Origin of the sequence: Streptomyces muensis (assembly GCF_021474425.1) — a bacterium.
Classification (GTDB): domain Bacteria; phylum Actinomycetota; class Actinomycetes; order Streptomycetales; family Streptomycetaceae; genus Streptomyces; species Streptomyces muensis.
The window spans coordinates 1-20,157 of the sequence record NZ_JAKEIP010000151.1 but is presented as its reverse complement, the minus strand read 5'-3'; the positions used below and the strand labels follow the sequence as shown (position 1 = coordinate 20,157).

Sequence of the window (20,157 nt, the reverse complement as noted above, 5' to 3'; positions counted from 1 at the left end):
TTGTGGAAGCAGGAGCTGTAGCCGGCGGCGAACAACTGCTCGGGGTTCGTGCCGTTGCCGTCCCCGCCCAGCGCCGGACGCGGTCCGGGCCCGCCGATTCCTCGGCCCGAGCGAGTTCCACGGTCGCCGGGTCGAAGAGCCGTACGCCGTCGACCGCGCCGATCAGCGCCGCGTAGAAGCGGGCCAGACCGTCGGCCGTCGCGATGCCGTTCGTCGCGGGGAGGGCGGCGGCGAGGTAGGCGGGGTCGTTCTGGTCGGGGAACGGGGTGATGGCGGCGAACGCGCGGCGGGTCAGCGAGTCGGGATCGGCGTAGGCCTCGGTGACCGACCGCTTCGGGCGTGAGCGCAGACCGCCCGCCGGCTCGGGCCCCTCGACCCGGCCGGTACGCCCCACCCGTCCAGCCGCCGACGACGGCAGCCCCAGCCACAGGTCCAGGCCCAGCGGCCCGGCGACCTCCGCCGCGAGCCACTCCCCGGCCCGCCGCCCCGTCACCCGCCGCACCAGCTCGTCCAGCAGCCAGCCGTACGTCAGCGCGTGATAGCCGTGGTCGGTGCCCGGCTCCCACGCGGGCGCCTGCCCGGCCACCGCCTCGGGGCCGCGGTGCGGGTCCAGGGCCTCCTCGGGTGTGAGCGGCCGGTCCAGTACCGGGAGCCCGGCCCGGTGGTTCAGCACATGCCGGACCAGCAGCCGCTCCTTGCCGTGCGCCTTGAACTCCGGCCAGTACGCGGCCAACGGCGCGTCCAGGTCCAGCTCCCCGCGCTGATGGAGGATGAGCGGTACGGCGGCGGCGACGCCCTTGGTGGCCGACCGCACGACCTGCGCGGTCCCCTGCTCCCAGGGCTCGGTTCCGTCCACGTCCTTGGTGCCCGCCCACAGATCGACGACCTTGCGCCCGCCCCGGTACACCGCGACGGCCGCGCCCCGCTCCCCGAGCGTGGCGAAGTTCCGCGCGAACGCCTCCCTGACCGGCTCGAAGCCCTCGGCCACTGTGCCGTTCACGTCCACGTCCATGCTCCCTGCGCCTGTGCTCTCGGCCACCGCCAGCCATCCCAACACGAGCACAGGCCCCCCGATTCCGAACTGTGGCCGACGTCTCTCCCCTCATGACACCGGTGATGTTCAGCCCAGCAGAATGCTCACATCGACGTTCCCCCGAGTCGCGTTCGAATACGGGCACACCTCATGCGCCGCATCCACCAGCTTCGCCGCGACGCCCGCGTCCAGCACCGGCAGGGACACGCTGAGCGCGACCGCGAGGCCGTAGCCGCGGTGCTTGTTGGGGCCGATGCCGACCTTCGCGGCGACCGTGGACCCGGTGAGGTCGTAGCCCTCACGGTTGCCGACGAGAATCAGCGCGTTGTGGAAGCAGGAGCTGTAGCCGGCGGCGAACAACTGCTCGGGGTTCGTGCCGTTGCCGTCCCCGCCCAGCGCCGGCGGCATCGCGACCTTGAGCTCGATCTGGCCGTCCTGGCTGGTGACATACCCGTCCCGGCCGCCGTGCGCGGTGGCCTCGGCGACGTACATGATCTTCGTCGGACGGGTGTCCACGGCGGTGTCCTGGTCGTTCATGGTTGGCCTCCCCCAAAAAGAACGTACGCAAGTACATCGTGCACAAGGTACTGGCCGGTAGGGACCCCTCGATTACCAGGGGGTAGTAACTTCCGGTAAGCCGAGCTCAGCGCGTGCGGTCGGCCGCTGCCGACGCCCTCGCCGCCAGCCGCCACAGCTCCTCGCGCAGCCGCTCCACCTCCGGCCCGCCGAGCCCGGTCTCCGCGAGCAGCGTGCCCGGTACGCACTCGGCGCGCTCCCGCAGCCGTTCGCCCTGCCCGGTGACCGAGACGAGCACCGACCGCTCGTCCCGCGCCGACCGCTCCCGCCGCACCAGCCCCGCCGCCTCCAGCCGCTTCAGCAGCGGGGAGACGGTCCCGTAGTCGAGCCGAAGGGCTGCCGCCAGTTCCTTGACCGTCGTCTCGCCGCGCTCCCACAGGACCAGCAGGACCAGGTACTGCGGGTAGGTGAGCCCGAGTTCGTCGAGGAGCGGGCGGTAGGCGGCCGTCACCGCGCGCTGGGCGGCGTACAGCGCGAAGCACAGCTGCTCGTCCAGCAGCAGTGAGCCCTCGGTCCCGGTGCCCTCGTCGTTGGTCACTCCGCCATTGTCACGGACCGCGGATCGAAGCCGAACGGCAGCTCCAGGCGATGGGTGCGCATCAGCTCGTCGTCGGACAGCAGCTCCGACGTCTTGCCGTCCGCCGCGATCACGCCGTCGCTGAGGACGAGCGAGCGCGGGCACAGCTCCAGGGCGTACGGCAGATCGTGGGTGACCATCAGGACGGTGACGTCCAAGGAGCGCAGGATGTCGGCCAGTTCGCGGCGGGAGGCGGGGTCGAGGTTGGAGGAGGGCTCGTCGAGGACGAGGATCTCCGGCTCCATCGCGAGGACGGTGGCGACGGCCACCCGGCGGCGCTGGCCGAAGGAGAGGTGGTGCGGCGGACGGTCCTTGAACTCGGCCATGCCGACCCGCTCCAGCGCCCGGTCGACCCGCTCCTCCAGCTCCGCGCCCTTCAGCCCGGCAGCCGCCGGCCCGAACGCCACGTCCTCGCGCACGGTCGGCATGAAGAGCTGGTCGTCCGGGTCCTGGAACACGATCCCGACCCGGCGCCGGATCTCGGCCATGTGCTGCCTGCCGACGGGCAGCCCGGCCACGTGCACCGTGCCCGTGCCGCCGCTCAGGATGCCGTTGAGATGGAGCACGAGCGTCGTCTTGCCGGCGCCGTTCGGGCCGAGCAGCGCGACCCGTTCGCCGCGCGCGATGGAGAAGTCCACGCCGAACAGGGCCTGATGGCCGTCGGGGTAGGCGAAGGCGAGGCCGGAGACCTCCAGGGAAGCAGTACTCACAGGGCCCATCCCAACAGACAGACGACGAGGGCGGTGAAGGGGAGGGCGAGGGCGTACGACCACTGCGCCCGGGACGCGGTCACCTCGTCGATCACCGGCATCGATCCGGCGTACCCGCGGCTGATCATGGCCAGATGCACGCGTTCGCCGCGCTCGTAGGAGCGGATGAACAGCGCGCCCGCCGACTTGGCGAGCACACCCCAGTGCCGTACGCCCTTCGCCTCGAAGCCGCGCGACTCGCGGGCGATGCGCATGCGCCGCATCTCGTCGGTGATGACATCGCCGTAGCGGATCATGAAGGAGGCGATCTGCACGAGCAGCGGCGGCAGCTTCAACCGTTGCAGGCCGAGCAGCAGTTCACGCAGTTCCGTCGTGGAGGCGAGCAGGACGGACGCGGCGACGCCGAGCGTGCCCTTGGCGAGCACGTTCCAGGCGCCCCACAGCCCGCTGACGCTCAGCGACAGGCCCAGCACCTCGACCCGCTCGCCCTCCGCCACGAACGGCATCAGCACCGCGAAGGCGACGAACGGCACCTCGATCAGCAGCCGCTTGAGCAGAAACCCGGCCGGCACCCGCGCGACGAAGGCGACGACCGCGAGCAGCACGGCGTACAGCCCGAACGCCCACATCGCCTCCCGCGGCGTCGACACCACGACCACCACGAACGCGAAGGTCGCGGCGAGCTTGGTGTGCGGGGGCAGACCGTGCACCGGCGAGTGCCCGTGCCGGTACAGCCGATGCGCGTGGCCTGCGCCCATGGTCAGACGCTCGTGCTCGTCGGCGACACGTCGGCCGCCTCGTCCGTACGGCGCCGGCGCACCGCCCAGAAGACGCCGGTGCCCGCGACGACGGTCGCGCCGACGCCGATCACACCGGCGAGGCCGCCGGACAGCCGGACGTCGTCGATGTTCTTGACGCCGTAGTCGGCGAGCGGCGAGTCGGCGTTCGTGTGCTCCTCGGCGGACTCGGCGAAGCCCTTGTCCTCGGCGACCTTCTCCAGGCCGTCGGGGCTGGCGGAGGCGTAGAAGCTGACGAACCCGGCGAGGACCAGGGAGGTGACCAGGCCGCCGATCCACAGCGTGCGGCGCGAGGTCCGGGCCGCCACCGGCCGTGCGGCCTCGGGCGCCGGGGCGTCGACGAGCTCGCCGCCGACCCGCAGCTTCAGCGGCTGCCGCAGATCACGGGCGCCGTACACGAGGTCCGGGCGTACGGCGATGACGGCGCCGATGGTCAGCGCGGTGATCGCGGCCTCGCCGATGCCGATCAGCAGGTGGACGCCGACCATGGCGGTGGCGACCTTGCCGATCGAGACGTCGGTGGTGCCGCCGATCCAGAACAGCAGCGTGAACGCGAGGGCCGCGGCCGGAACCGACACGATCGCGGCGACGAAGGAGGCGGCGGTGATCGAGCGCCGGGTCTTCGGCAGGACCTTCACCAGGCCGCGGAAGACGACGTAGGCCACGACGACACCGACGATCGCCATGTTGGTGATGTTCACGCCGAGCGCGGTGAGGCCGCCGTCCGCGAAGAGGATGCCCTGCATCAGCAGGACGACGGAGATGCACAACGCGCCGGTGTAGGGGCCGACGAGGATCGCGGCGAGGGCGCCGCCGAGCAGATGCCCGCTGGTCCCGGCCGCCACGGGGAAGTTCAGCATCTGCACCGCGAAGATGAACGCGGCCACCAGGCCGGCCAGCGGCGCCGTCCGCTCGTCGAGCTCACGGCGCGCGCCGCGCAGGCTCACGGCGACCGCGGCCGCGGCGACCACTCCGGTCACGGCGGACGTCGGGGCGTCTATGAATCCGTCAGGTACATGCACCGTTCGATGATAGTGGCTTAATGCGAACGCCTTGCAAGAGCGAGAGCCTCGTGAATCCGGTCCCGTGTATCGCGCATGTGATATACGCCGGTCCCGACGGGCGGTTCCCGGAAGATATGCGACATTGGAGGGGGAGCGAAGGCACAGCTTTCGCACAGGTCACGCAGTGTGAGAGGGCCGTCCGATGTCTGTAGTCGAACAGTACGCCCGAGCCCACATCGTCACGGACGCGGACCTCCTCGCGGAGGAACAGGACGCCGTTCCGGTCGTGCTGCGCTATGACCCCGACATCGATCCACGCTCGGTGCGCATCCGGCTGCCCGGGCGCGAGGCCCACGAGTACACCTTCTCGCGCTCCCTGCTCGAACAGGGACTGCGCGCCCCCGCGGGGAGCGGCGAGATACGGGTGTGGCCGTGCGGCCGGGTGCAGGCCGTCGTGGAGTTCCACTCCGCGCAGGGGGTGTCGGTGGTGCAGTTCGAGTCGAAGGCGCTGATGAGGTTTCTGCGGCGGACCTATCTGGCAGCCGCCGCACCCGTCGAGCGTCAGGCCCAGCTCAGACGCTGACTTTCAGCCGCCCAGCTTCAGCAGGTCCGCCACGATCGGCCCCGCCGTCTCGCCGCCGTGGCCGCCCGCCTGGACCACGCCCGCCGCCGCCAGATCGTTCCGGTACGCCGTGAACCAGCCGTTGGGCTTCTTCTGGCCGTCGACCTCCGCCGAGCCCGTCTTCGCGCCGACGTCACCGGTGACCCCGGACATCGCCTCGGCCGCCGTGCCGTAGGCCGCCGTGTACGCCATCAGCTCGCGCAGCTGGGACAGCGTGTCGGCGGACAGGGAGCGGGAGGCGGTGGCGAGGGTGCGGTTGTCGACCGACGGGGCCACCAGGTAGGGCTGCTTGAAGGTGCCCGTCTTGATCGTCGCCGACACCGACGCCATGTTCAGCGGGTTCATCCGCACACCGCCCTGGCCGATGAGCGAGGCCGCCATCTGGGCCTGCGACTGGACCGGGACGGAACCGTCGAAGGTCGGGACGCCGACGGACCAGTTGTTCAAGGAGAGGCCGAAGACCTGCTGGGCCTGCTTGGTCAGGCTGTCGTTGTCCAGCTCGGGGGCCTGGCTGATGAAGGCCGTGTTGCAGGAGCGGGCGAAGCTCGCCTTGAAGGTGCCGCCCTTGATCTCGAACTTGTCGTCGTTCTGGAACTTCCAGTGCCCGTAGGTGAAGTACTTCGGGCAGGGGTGCTGCTTGTCCGCCGACGCCAGACCCTTCTCGATCAGCAGCGTGGAGGTGATGACCTTCATCGTGGAGCCGGGCGCGAGGGAGCCCTGGAAGGCCGTGTTGAAGCCGTGCGAGGAGTTCGCGACGGCCAGGATCTCGCCGGTCGAGGGGCGCAGGACGACCACCGACGCCTTCGACTTGGCGGCCACCTGCTTCTCCGCCGCTGCCTGCATCGTCGGGCTCAGCGTCGTCTTCACCGTGCCCGGCGTGCCCTTGCTCAGCTCCAGCAGGGTCTTGTCGGACAGCTCGGCCTTCTGGGACTCCTTGCCCCGGACGACCTGGAGCTCGACACCCGCCTTGCCGCCGGCCTTGTCGCCGTACTTCTCCCGCAGCCCGTCCAGGACCGAGCCCAGCGACGGGTACTCGTCCTCCGTCAGCTCGCCGCCGTCCCGGTCGAGCGCCTTGACCGGCGGGGTGCCGGACTCGCCGGTGACGAGGGTGTCGCCGTCCTTCAGGTCGGGGTGGACGATCGCCGAGTGCCACTCGACGAGCGGCTTGCCGTCCTCGGCCCGCCGCACGACCGTCAGCGAACTGTCGTACGCCAGCGGCTTGGTGGTGCCCTTGTAGGAGACGGTGCCCTTCACGGAGAAGGGGACCTTGTCGCCGGTGCGGGCGCCGGCGGTGAGGGTGACGTCCTTGATATGGGCGTCCTTGGTGTAGCCGGTCAGCAGGGCCTGGGCGGCCGTCGTGTCGTCCGTCGCGGCGGCCGCCTCGGTCACCTGGCCCTTCTGCCAGGCGGTGAGGAACGTGCGGGCCGCGGACGTGACCTCGGTCGCCGACAGGGGGCCGGTCTTGACGTCCTTCGCCTTGTCGTCGGCGCTCGCCGACGTCGACTGCGTACGGCTGTCGGCGACGGCCCCGCCGCCGAACAGCGCGTAGGCGCCGAACCCGGCGCCGCCGACGACCACGGCGATCATCCCGCCGAGCACGGCGGGGTTGGTCTTCCGTCGCTCAGCGACGCGCCCTCTGTTGCCCACTGCTTTCCGTTCCCTCGCGTATTCAGGGGCCCCCGCTACCCCGCCGACCTCACGCATACCAACGACGTGGACCACCCTAGAGTCCCGTCCCGCGGAGGGTGAGTTCAGCCGGACGCTCGTAGCACGTCTGCGACAATCGGCCCCGCCGCGTCGCCGCCGTGGCCGCCCTGCTCGGCCATGGCCGCGGCCGCCACGTCATTGCGGAAACCGGTGAACCAGCTGTCCGAGGTGGCCTCTCCGTCGACCTCGGCGGAGCCGGTCTTGGCGCCGATGTCACCGCTCAGCCCGGACATGGCCCGCACGGCGGTGCCCTGGGCCGAGGTCGCGGTCAGCCTCATCATCTGCTTCAGCTGGGCGGCGGTGCTGGATCGCAGCCCGTCGGCGGTGGCGAACGGCCGGTCGTCGAGGTCACGCGCGACCAGGTACGGCTGCCGGAAGGTGCCCGTGATCGCGGTGGCCGTCACCGACGCCATGTTCAGCGGGTTCATCTGGACCTGGCCCTGGCCGATGGCGTTGGCCGCGCGGTCCGGGCCGGTGGAGGCGGGGACGCTGCCGTCGACGGAGGTGATGCCGGTCTTCCAGTCGCGGCCGAGCCCGAACCGGTCCTCGGCCTCCTGTGTCAACGAGGCGTCGGTGAGCGGGTCCTCGTCGACGAGCTTGATGAAGGCCGTGTTGCAGGAGCGCATGAAGCCGGCCGCGAGGGTGGCGTTCGCGCTCTCGTCGGGCCGGAGACCGTCCAGGTTCTTGAAGGTCTGGCTCTGCCAGGTGGCGGTCGGCGGGCAGGGCGCCGGGCCGTTCATCGACGTCACGCCGTTGTCGATGAGCATGGCGGCGGTGATGATCTTCATGGTGGAGCCGGGCGCCACGCGTCCCTCGAAGGCCGCGTTGAAGGCGTCGTCACGGTGGTTGGCCACCGCCAGGACCTCGCCGGTGCTCGGCTTGACGGCCACCACCGAGGACTGGCGGTACTTCTTCACCGCCTTCTCGGCCGCCGCCTGCACGCTCGCGCTGAGCGTCGTCTCCAGCCTGCCTGCCTCGCCCTTCGCGAGGGTCAGCAGCGAGGTGTCCGGCGACTCGTCGGCGTGCTCGATCGCCAGCTCGATGCCCGGGGTGCCGCCCGCCTTGCTGCCGTATCTGTCGCGCAGGGTGTCCAGGACCGGGCCGAGGGAGGGGTACTTCTCCTTCGTCAGCACGGTTCCGTTGCGGTCGACGGCCTCGATCGGCGGGGCCGAGGCCTCCCCGGTGACGAGCCTGTCGTCCTTCTTCAACTGCGGGTGGATCACGGTCGGCTGCCAGTCGACGAGGGCTCGCCCGGTGGTGATGCCGCGCACCACCTTGAGCTCGCTCTTGTAGGTGAGCGGCTTGGACTTGCCTTCGTAGGTGACCTTCGCGCTCACGCTGAACGGCACGGTGGCGCCGGTCGCCTTACCGGGGGTGATCTTCACGCCGGTGATGTGGGCGCGCTCGCTGAAGGACCTCAGCACCGGCGCGGCGGCCGCGTCGTTGTTCGTGTACGCCGCCGTCTGGACCGCATCCCCCTTCTCCCAGGCCGCGAAGAACTTCGCCGTGGTCTCCTCGACCTCCTCGGCACTCGGCGGCCCCGACCGCACCGGCGCCGGCCCTCCCTGACCGGTCGCCCCGCCGCCGTTCAACGCCGACATGATGTTGTAGGCGCCGTACCCGGCCCCGCCCACCATCACAGCGAACACGCCGCCTATGACGGCGGTTCTGACCCCCTTGGACATGCGTCCCTCCCCGTTTTCGTCCATCGCACTGTAAGTGGCGTGAGGGACGACCGGGGAAGCTGTTTTCTTTTGTTGTCCGAATGCGTGACCGATTTGTGGCTAGACCCAGGTGTCCAGCCACATCCGTGAGCGCCAGTCGTCGATCGGGATCGCCGTGCCCGTGTAGATGGGCCAGAAGTAGATGAAGTTCCAGGCGATCAGCAGCACCAGGACGCCCGCGCCCGTGGCGCCCGCCACCCGGCGGGTGTCGCTGGAGCGTGGTGGGCCGATGATCGCGCCGAGGAGCATGGCCACGGCGAGGCAGAGGAAGGGGAGGAAGACGACGGCGTAGAAGAAGAAGATGGTGCGTTCCTGGTAGAGGAACCAGGGCAGGTAGCCGGCCGCGACGCCGCAGGCGATGGCGCCGGCCCGCCAGTCGCGGCGGAAGGCCCAGCGCCACAGGACGTACAGGACCGCGAACGCGGCCACCCACCACAGCAGCGGGGTGCCGATGGCCAGCACCTCGCGCGCGCACTTCTCGCCCGCGTCGAGCGGGCAGCCGTCCTTGCCGGGCGCGGGGGACTCGTAGAAGTACGACACCGGGCGGCCGGCGACGATCCAGCTCCACGGGTTGGACTGGTAGGTGTGCGGCGAGGACAGGCCGACGTGGAACTCGTACACCTGGGACTCGTAGTGCCAAAGGCTCAGCCACCAGTCGGGGAACAGCCACGACCAGCTGCTGCCGCGGCCGTCGGCGCTCGCCCAGTTGCGGTAGTAGCCGCCGGTGCCGTCCGTCGGGGAGAGGATCCAGCCGGTCCACGAGGCGATGTAGGTGACGATCGCCACCGGCACGGTCGCCAGGAAGGCGAGGCCCAGGTCGCGCTTGAGGACCGCCGTGTAGGGGTGGCGGGCACCGGCGACCTTGCGGGCGCCGACGTCCCAGAGCACCGTCATCAGACCGAAGGCGACCAGGAAGTACAGGCCGTTCCACTTGGTGCCGATGGCCAGGCCCAGCATCAGACCGGCCAGCCAGCGGTAGGGGCGCCGGCCGAGGCGCAGGGTCTCGGCGATCTCGGCGTTCGGGCGGACCCGGCCGTCCTCGTCGGCCGGCAGCGCGGCGGCGAGCCGGGCGCGGGCCCGGTCCCGGTCGAGGACCAGGAAGCCGAACGCCGCCAGCACGAAGAACATCAGCACCCCGTCGAGCAGCGAGGTGCGCGCCATCACGAAGGCCAGCCCGTCCACCGCCATCAGCGTGCCCGCGAGGCAGCCGAGGAACGTCGAGCGGAAGATACGGCGGCCGATGCGGCACAGCATCAGCACGGCCAGGGTGCCCAGCAGCGCCGTCATGAACCGCCAGCCGAACGGGTTGAACCCGAACATCAGCTCGCCCAGCCCGATGACGTACTTGCCGACCGGCGGATGCACGACGTACGCCGCGTCCGTAGGGATCTTGACCTGGCTGCCGATGTCGAGGATCAGGTCGTTGGCGTTCTTGTCCCAGTTGACCTCGAAGCCGCGGTGGACGAGCGCCCAGGCGTCCTTGGCGTAGTACGTCTCGTCGAATATCACCGCCTTGGGGCTGCCCAGGTTCCAGAACCGCAGCACCCCGGCGAGCAGCGTCACCAGCAGTGGACCGATCCAGCCCGACCAGCGCGCGATCCGCTCGGCGAGCGGCCGCGAGACGCCGAGGAACTGCCACATCCGCGGGCTGGGCCGGACATACGGCGGCACGAGCCGGTCGCGGACGTCGCTGCGGGGCGCCGCCGTGTAGCCGAACCGGCGCAGCCGCTGCTGCCACGACGGTCGCTGCTCGTGGGTCGCCTGGCCCTGCCGGGTGTCCGTGGAGGACGCGGTACTGGTCACCGCGCCATCGTAGGGAACACGTCTGTGACAGTCGCGCGGATGCGCCCTGCGAGGATGGAAACGTGACAGGAACCCTTGTTTTGGCAGGCACCCCCATCGGCGACGTCAAGGACGCCCCGCCCCGGCTGGTCGAGGAACTCGCCGGCGCGGATCTGATCGCCGCCGAGGACACGCGCCGGCTCAAGCGCCTCACCCAGGCGCTGGACGTGCAGCCGACGGGGCGGGTCGTGTCGTACTTCGAGGGGAACGAGGCCGCCCGGACGCCCGAACTGGTCGAGGCGCTGCTGGCGGGCTCGCGGGTGCTGCTGGTGACGGACGCCGGGATGCCGTCGGTGTCGGACCCCGGGTACCGGCTGGTCGCGGCCGCGGTGGAGAAGGACGTCAGGGTCACCGCGGTGCCGGGGCCGTCCGCCGTGCTGACCGCGCTCGCCCTGTCGGGGCTGCCCGTGGACCGGTTCTGCTTCGAGGGGTTCCTGCCGCGCAAGGCCGGCGAGCGGCTGTCGCGGCTCAGGGAGGTGGCCCGGGAGCGGCGGACCCTCGTCTACTTCGAGGCCCCGCACCGCCTCGACGACACCCTCGCCGCGATGGCCGAGGTGCTCGGCGCCGACCGGCGGGCCGCCGTGTGCCGGGAGCTGACCAAGACGTACGAGGAGGTCAGGCGCGGCGGGCTGGGCGAGCTGGCGGCGTGGGCGGCCGAGGGGGTGCGCGGGGAGATCACCGTGGTCGTCGAGGGGGCGCCGGAGAAGGGGACCGAAGAGGTCGACGCCGCCGAGCTGGTCCGGCGGGTTCGCGTGCGCGAAGAGGCGGGGGAGCGGCGCAAGGAGGCCATCGCGGCGGTGGCGGCGGAGGCCGGGCTGCCCAAGCGGGAGGTCTTCGACGCCGTCGTGGCGGCCAAGAACGCGGGGGCGTGAAACGCCGTGTGAGCAGGGCGTATATCGCATGAGCGGGCGCCCCATGCGGGGGTAAAGGCAGCCGGGCCTTTCGGCAAGGAACGTCCAAGTCGCCCCCAACAGTGGACAGATGGCGTGCGTTCGCTCCTGCGGAGGAGTCCACTGGGTGGTGGGACGCAACCCGTCCCACCAGCGGACCACAGGAGCTGGCATGAGCGAGATCACCGGACACACTGGCCTTCGCAACGGTGCGACCGCCGTCGTCAACGAGTCGTACTCCTTCGCCTGCATGCGCTGCGGGCACGGCTGGGAGCAGTCGTACGAGATAGAGCACCACATAGACGGCGAAGGCCGTGAGTTCGTGATGTACGTGGCCGACGGCGAGGTCGTGCCGTCGCCGCTGAGCCGGCCCACGTGCCCCAACTGCGACAACCACCTCGTGCGCATCATGCGCCCGGGCCGGGTCTCGTCGGTGCGCGACGCGGTGCACCAGCAGCGCCGGGTGCCGCCCGCCGGTCCCGTGGAGGTCCCGGGCGTGCCGTCGGACGGCGGGGTGCCGAAGGACGACCACCACTGGCACCTCTCCGACCTGCTGCACGTCTTCCAGCGCAAGGCGAGCTGAGCCGGGCACCGGCCGAGCAGGCCGACCCGTTCGCGGGCATGCTCCTTTCGTAGGATCGGGGCATGCCTTCGAACACCTCCGACAAGCACGCCGCCCCGCCCCTCCCGGAGCCGCTCCGGGTGCCGGTCGCCGACTCGCACACCCACCTCGACATGCAGTCGGGCACGGTGGACGAGGCTCTGGCCAAGGCGGCGTCGGTCGGGGTGACGACGGTCGTGCAGGTGGGCTGTGACGTACGCGGCTCCCAGTGGGCGGCCGACACGGCGGCGCGGTACGACGCCGTGCACGCGACGGTCGCCCTGCACCCGAACGAGGCGCCGCGCATCGTGCACGGGGACCCCGACGGCTGGTCCCGACAGGGGGCGCGCGAGCCCGGGGGCGCCGCGGCGCTCGACGAGGCGCTCGCGGAGATCGACCGCCTCGCCGCACTCCCGCAGGTCAAGGGCGTCGGCGAGACCGGCCTCGACTACTTCCGCACCGGGCCCGAGGGCAAGGAGGCGCAGGAGGCGTCCTTCCGCGCCCACATCGAGATCGCCAAACGGCACGGCAAGGCCCTGGTCATCCACGACCGCGAGGCCCACGCGGATGTGCTGCGGGTGCTGAAGGAGGAGGGCGCGCCCGAGCGCACCGTCTTCCACTGCTACTCCGGGGACGCCGAGATGGCCGAGGTGTGCGCCCGCGCCGGCTACTACATGTCCTTCGCGGGCAACGTCACCTTCAAGAACGCCCAGAACCTGCGGGACGCGGTGGCGGTGGCCCCGCTGGAGCTGCTCCTCGTGGAGACCGACGCGCCCTTCCTCACTCCGGCGCCGTACCGCGGACGGCCCAACGCGCCGTATCTCATTCCGGTCACGGTGCGCGCCATGGCCGCCGTCCGGGGCATCGACGAGGACGCGCTGGCGACGGCCCTCGGGGCGAACACGGCACATGCCTTCGGCTACTGACGGATAACCGCCGCATAACGCTCGCGGGGGTACACCTCCGACTTGTCACGACTGTGGGTAGTCGCGTCGCTTTGGAGGTTATTCACCGCTCCGCTAGGTTCTGGGGGCCCTGAAACGGACCCCTCCGCTGGAGCGTGTCGTCGTGAGCAACGCGCAGTACGAGACGTATGGCCCGAGCCCGGCCCACCGGCCCCCGGGGTACGGCGGCTTCGACCCGAACAGCGTGCGGACGCTGGCGTACGGGGTGGGGGTCGCACCCTCGTACGAGGGATACGGCGGGTACGAGGGATACGAGGGCTACGAGGGGCGTGGCCCGTACGGCGGCGCGTACGAGGACACGTACCGGCCCGCCTACGAGGAGTCCGAGACGGCGTACGAACCCGTCGTGCGCCCCCGGAGCGGCCGGCGCGCCGCGCACCGGCGCCGGGCGCGGCTCGCCGAGCGGGGGGACGGGCCCATGCGCCGGCTCGTCCCGCAGGCGCTGGTCGTCGCCTTCCTCGCGGGCGGCACGAGCGCCTTCGTCGCCAAGGACAAGGCGATCGAGCTGAACGTCGACGGCAAGCCGCGCACCCTGCACACCTTCGCGGACGACGTCACCGAACTCCTCGACGAGGAGGGCGTCGGCGTGGGCGCCCACGACGCCGTGACGCCCGCCGCCGACGCGGCGCTGACCAGCGGCGACGAGGTCGCGGTGCGCTACGGACGGCCCGTGCGGCTGACCCTGGACGGCCGGCGGCGCGAGGTGTGGACGACGGAGCAGACGGTGGAGGCGGCGCTGCGGCAGATCGGGGTGCGCGCGGAGGGGGCGTACGTCTCCACCTCGCGCTCGCGGCGCATCGGCCGTGAGGGGCTCACGCTGGACGTGCGTACCGAACGCGCCGTGACGATCATGGCCGACGGCCGGGCAAGCACCATCCGCACCAACGCCGCGACCGTCAGCGAGGTCGTACAGCAGGCCGGCATCACCCTGCGCGGCCAGGACACCACCTCCGTCCCCCTGGACAGCTTCCCGCGCGACGGCCAGGCGGTCACCGTCCTGCGGATCACCGGCCGCAAGGAGATCCACGACGAGGCGATCCAGTTCGCGGTACAGCGGGTCGAGGACCCCTCGGTGTTCAAGGGCACGGAGGTCGTCGAGCGGGCGGGCCGGCTGGGCCTGCGCCGGATCACGTACTCCCTGCGCACCGTCAACGGCGTCAAGCAGAAGCCGCGGCGGATCAAGTCCGAGGTGGTGCGCGAGCCGCAGACCCAGGTGGTCAAGGTCGGGACCAAGCCGCTGCCGACGTCCGTGCGCGCGGCCGGGGGACTGAACTGGCAGGGGCTGGCGGCCTGCGAGTCCGGGGGGCGGCCGGACGCGGTGGACTCCTCGGGAACGTACGGCGGGCTGTACCAGTTCGACACCCAGACGTGGCACAACCTCGGCGGAAAGGGCCGCCCGCAGGACGCCCCGGCGGAGGAACAGACGATGCGGGCGAAGAAGCTGTACGTCCGCCAGGGGGCGAGCCCGTGGCCGCACTGCGGGGAACGGTTGCACGGGTGAGCCCGCGGAGCGGGGTCGGCCACGGGCGGACGAGCGCTGCCCGCGCTGACCCGTACCCTTGTGGCCGTGAGCAGCAGCCCCACCCCCGACGCCCTCCTGGGCCCCGCCGACGTCCGTGAACTGGCGGCCGCCCTCGGTGTGCGGCCCACCAAGCAGCGCGGCCAGAACTTCGTGATCGACGCGAACACGGTCCGCCGTATCGTCCGCACCGCGGAGGTCCGCCCCGACGACGTGGTGGTGGAGGTCGGCCCGGGACTCGGCTCCCTCACGCTCGCCCTGCTGGAGGTCGCCGACCGGGTCACGGCGGTGGAGATCGACGACGTACTGGCCGCGGCGCTCCCCGCCACGATCGCGGCCCGCATGCCGGAGCGCGCCGACCGTTTCGCGCTGGTGCACTCCGACGCGATGCACGTCACCGAGCTCCCCGGCCCGCCCCCCACCACCCTGGTCGCGAACCTCCCCTACAACGTGGCCGTCCCCGTCCTCCTGCACATGCTCGCCACCTTCCCGAGCATCGAACGCACCCTCGTCATGGTGCAGTCCGAGGTCGCCGACCGCCTCGCCGCGGCGCCCGGCTCCAAGGTGTACGGTGTGCCGTCGGTCAAGGCCAACTGGTACGCCGAGGTCAAGCGGGCCGGCGCCATCGGGCGTAACGTCTTCTGGCCCGCGCCGAACGTCGACAGCGGCCTGGTGTCCCTGACCCGCCGCACCGAACCGCTCAAGACCACCGCCTCCCGGCGCGAGGTCTTCGCCGTCGTCGACGCCGCCTTCGCCCAGCGCCGCAAGACCCTGCGCGCCGCCCTCGCCGGCTGGGCGGGTTCGGCAGCCGCCGCCGAGGCGGCCCTGGTCGCGGCCGGCATCTCGCCACAGGCCCGCGGAGAGGCCCTGACGGTGGAGGAGTTCGCGGCCATCGCGGAGAACAAGGAAGCCGCCGCCCAGCACAAGGAGTCCGAGTAAGTGAGCGCGAGCGTCGCCGTCCGCGTCCCCGCCAAGGTCAACGTCCAGCTCGCGGTCGGCGCGGCCCGCTCCGACGGGTTCCATGACCTGGCCAACGTCTTCCTCGCCGTCGGGCTGTACGACGAGGTCACCGTGACGCCGTCGCCCGACGGGCTGCGGATCACCTGTGACGGCCCCGACGCCGAGCAGGTCCCGCTCGACCGTACGAACCTTGCCGCCCGCGCGGCCGAGGCGCTCGCCGCGCGGTACGGCCGTACGCCCGACGTGCACATCCACATCGCCAAGGACATCCCGGTCGCCGGCGGCATGGCGGGCGGCAGCGCGGACGGCGCGGGTGCGCTGCTGGCGTGCGACGCGCTGTGGGGTACGGGCGCCTCCCGTGCGGAACTGCTCGACATCTGCGCCGAGTTGGGCAGCGACGTGCCGTTCAGCCTGGTCGGCGGGGCGGCCCTCGGCACCGGGCGGGGCGAGAAGCTGCGCGTGCTCGACGTGGGCGGCGCCTTCCACTGGGTGTTCGCGATGGCCGGCCGCGGGCTGTCCACCCCCGCCGTCTTCCGGGAGTTCGACCGGCTCGGCGAGGGCACGGTCATCCCCGAGCCCGTCGCCTCCCAGCCGCTGCTCGACGCCCTCGCCAAGGGCGACCCGGACGCGCTGGCCGCCGCCGTCTCCAACGACCTCCAGCCCGCCGCGCTCTCGCTGTTCCCGGAGCTCGCCGACACCCTCGCCGCGGGCCGCGCCGCCGGTGCGCTCACCGCGCTGGTCTCCGGCTCGGGCCCGACGACGGCGTTCCTCGCCCGCGACCCCGAGTCGGCCGCGAAGGTGGCCGAGACCCTGCGGACGTCCGGCACCTGCCGCGCGGTGCGCACGGCGTCGGGGCCCGCGCCGGGCGCCACGGTCGTGTCCGTCACCGGAGCGTGACGCCCTACTCACAAGTAGACGTTCTTTGCCCGATCTCCACATGAATGTACTGCGCTCGCAGTACACCTGGGGCGGGTGGGGCCGTTAGGGTCGCTTGACGTTTCAACTGCCGGGCCGTGTGTGTCCCGTGCCCGGCCCCCCCACCGTCAAGTGCACTTCTGGAAGGGGACACTTCCGTGTCCGAATCCCCCACCCCCGCCCAGCCGTCCCACCGTAGAAAGCGCTCGCTTTCCCGCCGCGGCATGATCGCCGCGGGTGGCGCGGTGGCTGCCGGAGCCGCGATCACGCCGATGGTTTTCGCCTCCACGGACTCCGGCGAGAGCGACAACTCCGCGTCCGGCTCCGGTGATTCCGGTACGACGCCGGAGAAGTTCCCCGCCACCCGGACCGAGGCCGCCACCGGCACCGGCGCGGCCACCACCGCGTTCGCCGCCTCCTACGTCGGGGTGCGCTGGTCCGGCGCGAAGGAGGGCGCCGCCATCCGGCTCGCGGACGGCGACTGGCAGACCCTGAAGAGTGGCTGCGCGACCGCCGAGGACGGCGGCACGGTCCTGGTCGCCGCCCAGAACGCCACCGCGTACGAGGTGAAGGCGTCGAGCGGCATCGACGGCGTGCACTCGCTGGCGATCGACACCACCGACGGCCCCGACCGCACCTTCCAGGTGCCGAGCGAGCCCACGCGCGTGCGCGGCGTGCGCTATCTCTCGCGGCCGGCCTGGGGCGCCGACGAGTCCAAGCGGTTCAAGCCGGACGGCTCGGTCAACTCGCCGGAGACGTACTACCCGCTCCAGATCATCACGGTCCACCACACCGCGACGCCGAACGACGACCCCGACCCGGCCGCGACGGTGCGCGCGATCTACGAGATGCACGCGATCACCAACGACTGGGGCGACATCGGCTACCACTTCCTCATCGACGAGGCCGGCAACGTCTACGAAGGCCGCTACTCCGGCGACGACGGCATCCCCGCCTTCAACCCCGACGGCGACCTCGTCACCGGCTTCCACTCCGTGGGCTACAACTCCGGCGCCCTCGGCATCGCCCTGATCGGCAACCTCGACCAGCAGGCCCCGACGGACGCGGCCAAGGCCTCCCTGATCCGGCTGATCAAGGTGATCACCCGCTTCAAGGGCCTGGACCCGCAGGCGCAGGTCACGTATACCAACCCGGTCAACGGCACCAAGAAGGACACCCACACGGTCGGCGGTCACCGCGACTACTTCGCCACCGAGTGCCCCGGCCAGATCATGTACGACCTCCTCGGCGAGGTCCGCGCGGCGGCCGCCCGCCGCTGACGGCCGAGCACGTCGCCGTGCCCCGGGGACCACGGGGGGTTCCCGGGGCGCACGCGTGTCCGAAGAGCCGCAGGGGGTGAGGGGCCGGCGCGGGGCGCGACTACCCTGGAAGGTCGATCGTCCCCCTGGGCAGGAGAGAAATGGCCGTCAACCTGGTCAATGTCGAGAACGTCAGCAAGGTGTACGGCACCCGTGCCCTGCTCGACGGCGTGTCCCTCGGCGTCTCCGAGGGGGACCGCATCGGCGTCGTCGGGCGCAACGGCGACGGCAAGACGACCCTGATCCGGATGCTGGCCAAGCTGGAGGAGGCCGACACCGGCCGGGTCACCCACTCCGGCGGACTGCGGCTCGGCGTGCTCACCCAGCACGACTCCCTCGACCCCGAGGCCACCGTCCGCCACGAGGTCATCCGGGACATGGCCGACCACGAGTGGGCCGGGAACGCCAAGGTCAGGGACGTCCTCACCGGGCTCTTCGGCGGCCTCGACCTGCCCGGCTTCCCGCAGGGCCTCGACACCGTCATCGGCCCGCTCTCAGGTGGCGAGCGGCGCCGGATCGCGCTCGCCAAGCTGCTCATCGAGGAGCAGGACCTGATCGTCCTCGACGAGCCCACCAACCACCTCGACGTCGAGGGCATCGCCTGGCTCGCCCAGCACCTGCGCGAGCGGCGCTCCGGGCTCGTCTGCGTCACCCACGACCGCTGGTTCCTCGACCAGGTCTGCACCCGCATGTGGGACGTCCAGCGCGGCACCGTCTACGAGTACGAGGGCGGCTACTCCGACTACGTCTTCGCCCGCGCCGAGCGCGAGCGCATCGCCGCCACCGAAGAGGTCAAGCGGCAGAACCTCGTCCGCAAGGAGCTCGCCTGGCTGCGCCGCGGCGCCCCCGCGCGGACGTCCAAGCCGCGCTTCCGCGTCGAGGCCGCCAACGAGCTCATCAAGGACGTGCCGCCGCCCCGGGACAGCAGCGAGCTGATGAAGTTCGCCTCCTCCCGGCTCGGCAAGACCGTCTTCGACCTGGAGGACATCACCGTCCAGGCCGGCCCCAAGGTGCTGCTCAAGCATGTGACCTGGCAGCTCGGCCCCGGCGACCGGATCGGCCTCGTCGGCGTCAACGGCGCCGGGAAGACCTCCCTGTTGCGGGCGATGGCCGAGGCCGCGCGGACGGACGGCGAGACCCAGCCCGCCGGTGGCCGCATCGCCGTCGGCAAGACCGTCAAGCTCGCCTACCTCTCCCAGGAGGTCGACGAACTCGACCCGAACTGGCGGGTGCTGGAGGCCGTCCAGGCGGTGCGCGAGCGCGTCGACCTCGGCAAGGGGCGGGAGATGACCGCCGGTCAGCTGTGCGAGACGTTCGGGTTCGGCAAGGAGAAGCAGTGGACGCCGGTCGGGGACCTGTCCGGCGGTGAGCGGCGCCGGCTGCAGCTGCTGCGGCTGCTCATGGACGAGCCCAACGTCCTCTTCCTCGACGAGCCCACCAACGACCTCGACATCGAGACCCTCACCCAGCTGGAGGACGTCCTCGACGGCTGGCCCGGCTCGATGATCGTCATCTCCCACGACCGGTTCTTCATCGAGCGCACCACCGACCGGGTGTTCGCGCTGCTGGGTGACGCCACCCTGCGGATGCTGCCGCGGGGCATCGACGAGTACCTGGAGCGGCGGCACCGGATGGAGGCGCAGGTCGCCTCCGGCGCGGCGGCGTCTTCTCCGGCCGCCGAGAGGGCCGTACCTGAGAAGAGCGCCGCGGATGTGCGTGCCGCGAAGAAGGAGTTGCAGCGGATCGAGCGACAGCTCGACAAGCTCTCCGAGCGGGAGAGCGGGCTGCATGCGCGGATCGCCGAGAACGCCACGGACTTTGCGAAGGTTGCCGAACTCGACGCTGAGTTGCGGGACTTGGCGGGGCAGCGGGATGAGCTTGAGATGCGGTGGCTGGAACTCGCCGAGGACGCGTAGCGCTCCGCGGGAGGGGCGGTGCGACTACGGGGGTGCCGGGGAGTGTTGGTTGTCGGGTGCGGCGCCGTTGTGGCTTGTCGCGCCCCGCGGCGGAGCCGCAAATCGACACAGCCCCGCGCCCCTCACCAGGGCGCTGCGCGCCTCTGGTGAAGGGGGTGTGAAGGCGGATAACGGGGGCATCACGGGGCGGTTCTCCCTTGGGAACAGGGGCGAGACGGCTCGGTGGGGTGTCGGGGGTGGGTGATAGAAAGAGCCGTCTGAGAACAGTCTGAGAACCGCCGGTGTGGCGGAAACGCGACGGCGCAGGACGTGGCACCACACCGGTCACGAGGGGGAACCGCTCATGAGCCAGCCGCCCAACCAGCCGCCCCAGGGCGGTTTCGGCGCACCGCAGGACCCGCGGCAGGGTGGCTTCGGCGCACCGCAGCCTCCGCAGGACGCCCCGCAGGCGCCGCCCCCGCCGCAGGGTCCGCCCCAGAC

Annotated in this window: 18 protein-coding genes; 9 read left to right on the top strand and 9 right to left on the bottom strand. The window is 71.5% G+C overall.

Features of this window, described 5'->3' with window-relative positions:
- The 6 genes from L0P92_RS28690 to L0P92_RS28665 form a co-directional block, all read right to left on the bottom strand.
- The coding region (locus L0P92_RS28690) for a serine hydrolase domain-containing protein (protein ID WP_234765958.1) at positions 1 to 1,006 on the bottom strand (1,006 nt) is incomplete at its 3' end.
- Positions 1,007 to 1,120: 114 nt separating this feature from the next.
- Positions 1,121 to 1,570: an organic hydroperoxide resistance protein gene (locus tag L0P92_RS28685; RefSeq protein ID WP_234765955.1), complete on the bottom strand. Its 450-nt coding sequence runs from the start codon at positions 1,568 to 1,570 to the stop codon at positions 1,121 to 1,123.
- Between the two features lie 106 nt (positions 1,571 to 1,676).
- Entirely contained in the window at positions 1,677 to 2,147 is a 471-nt protein-coding gene (locus tag L0P92_RS28680) for a MarR family winged helix-turn-helix transcriptional regulator (RefSeq protein ID WP_234765954.1), read from the bottom strand.
- Complete coding sequence (locus L0P92_RS28675) at positions 2,144 to 2,905, bottom strand: energy-coupling factor ABC transporter ATP-binding protein (protein ID WP_234765953.1); 762 nt, start codon at positions 2,903 to 2,905, stop codon at positions 2,144 to 2,146. Before L0P92_RS28675 ends, L0P92_RS28680 begins: the two co-directional genes overlap by 4 nt.
- Positions 2,893 to 3,654, bottom strand: a complete 762-nt coding sequence (gene cbiQ / locus L0P92_RS28670) for a cobalt ECF transporter T component CbiQ (protein ID WP_234765952.1) — start codon at positions 3,652 to 3,654, stop codon at positions 2,893 to 2,895. The genes L0P92_RS28675 and cbiQ overlap by 13 nt, the downstream gene beginning before the upstream one ends.
- Before the next feature lie 2 nt (positions 3,655 to 3,656).
- Entirely contained in the window at positions 3,657 to 4,715 is a 1,059-nt protein-coding gene (locus L0P92_RS28665) for an energy-coupling factor ABC transporter permease (protein ID WP_234765951.1), read from the bottom strand.
- Between the two features lie 184 nt (positions 4,716 to 4,899).
- Between L0P92_RS28665 and L0P92_RS28660 the strand changes: the two genes are divergently transcribed.
- Positions 4,900 to 5,280 (top strand): SsgA family sporulation/cell division regulator, encoded by a 381-nt coding sequence (locus L0P92_RS28660; RefSeq protein ID WP_234765950.1) that lies wholly within the window; start codon positions 4,900 to 4,902, stop codon positions 5,278 to 5,280.
- Positions 5,281 to 5,283: 3 nt separating this feature from the next.
- Here L0P92_RS28660 and L0P92_RS28655 read toward each other — a convergent pair whose 3' ends face one another.
- From L0P92_RS28655 to L0P92_RS28645, 3 genes are all read right to left on the bottom strand, one after another.
- On the bottom strand, positions 5,284 to 6,966 hold the full coding sequence (locus tag L0P92_RS28655; RefSeq protein WP_234765949.1) for a penicillin-binding transpeptidase domain-containing protein: 1,683 nt from the start codon (positions 6,964 to 6,966) through the stop codon (positions 5,284 to 5,286).
- Between the two features lie 104 nt (positions 6,967 to 7,070).
- Positions 7,071 to 8,711 (bottom strand): penicillin-binding transpeptidase domain-containing protein, encoded by a 1,641-nt coding sequence (locus L0P92_RS28650; RefSeq protein ID WP_234765948.1) that lies wholly within the window; start codon positions 8,709 to 8,711, stop codon positions 7,071 to 7,073.
- Positions 8,712 to 8,810: 99 nt separating this feature from the next.
- Positions 8,811 to 10,553, bottom strand: a complete 1,743-nt coding sequence (locus L0P92_RS28645) for a dolichyl-phosphate-mannose--protein mannosyltransferase (protein WP_234765947.1) — start codon at positions 10,551 to 10,553, stop codon at positions 8,811 to 8,813.
- Between the two features lie 62 nt (positions 10,554 to 10,615).
- On the opposite strand from L0P92_RS28645, the gene rsmI reads away from it, so the two are divergent.
- The 8 genes from rsmI (at position 10,616) to L0P92_RS28605 (ending at position 19,677) form a co-directional block, all read left to right on the top strand.
- Positions 10,616 to 11,464, top strand: coding sequence for a 16S rRNA (cytidine(1402)-2'-O)-methyltransferase (gene rsmI / locus L0P92_RS28640; protein ID WP_234765946.1), 849 nt, complete (start codon positions 10,616 to 10,618; stop codon positions 11,462 to 11,464).
- A 190-nt stretch (positions 11,465 to 11,654) separates the two neighbouring features.
- Positions 11,655 to 12,065 (top strand): hypothetical protein, encoded by a 411-nt coding sequence (locus tag L0P92_RS28635; RefSeq protein WP_234765945.1) that lies wholly within the window; start codon positions 11,655 to 11,657, stop codon positions 12,063 to 12,065.
- A 62-nt stretch (positions 12,066 to 12,127) separates the two neighbouring features.
- Complete coding sequence (locus L0P92_RS28630; RefSeq protein ID WP_234765944.1) at positions 12,128 to 13,009, top strand: TatD family hydrolase; 882 nt, start codon at positions 12,128 to 12,130, stop codon at positions 13,007 to 13,009.
- A 142-nt stretch (positions 13,010 to 13,151) separates the two neighbouring features.
- On the top strand, positions 13,152 to 14,549 hold the full coding sequence (locus tag L0P92_RS28625) for a resuscitation-promoting factor (protein ID WP_308289769.1): 1,398 nt from the start codon (positions 13,152 to 13,154) through the stop codon (positions 14,547 to 14,549).
- A 66-nt stretch (positions 14,550 to 14,615) separates the two neighbouring features.
- Positions 14,616 to 15,506, top strand: a complete 891-nt coding sequence (gene rsmA, locus L0P92_RS28620; RefSeq protein WP_234765943.1) for a 16S rRNA (adenine(1518)-N(6)/adenine(1519)-N(6))-dimethyltransferase RsmA — start codon at positions 14,616 to 14,618, stop codon at positions 15,504 to 15,506.
- Positions 15,507 to 16,424: a 4-(cytidine 5'-diphospho)-2-C-methyl-D-erythritol kinase gene (locus L0P92_RS28615; protein WP_234765942.1), complete on the top strand. Its 918-nt coding sequence runs from the start codon at positions 15,507 to 15,509 to the stop codon at positions 16,422 to 16,424.
- Positions 16,425 to 16,600: 176 nt separating this feature from the next.
- Positions 16,601 to 17,722, top strand: coding sequence for a peptidoglycan recognition protein family protein (locus L0P92_RS28610; RefSeq protein ID WP_308289768.1), 1,122 nt, complete (start codon positions 16,601 to 16,603; stop codon positions 17,720 to 17,722).
- Between the two features lie 140 nt (positions 17,723 to 17,862).
- A complete protein-coding gene (locus L0P92_RS28605; RefSeq protein ID WP_234765941.1) occupies positions 17,863 to 19,677 on the top strand; it encodes an ABC-F family ATP-binding cassette domain-containing protein in 1,815 nt (604 codons plus the stop codon).
- Positions 19,678 to 20,157: the final 480 nt, after the last annotated feature.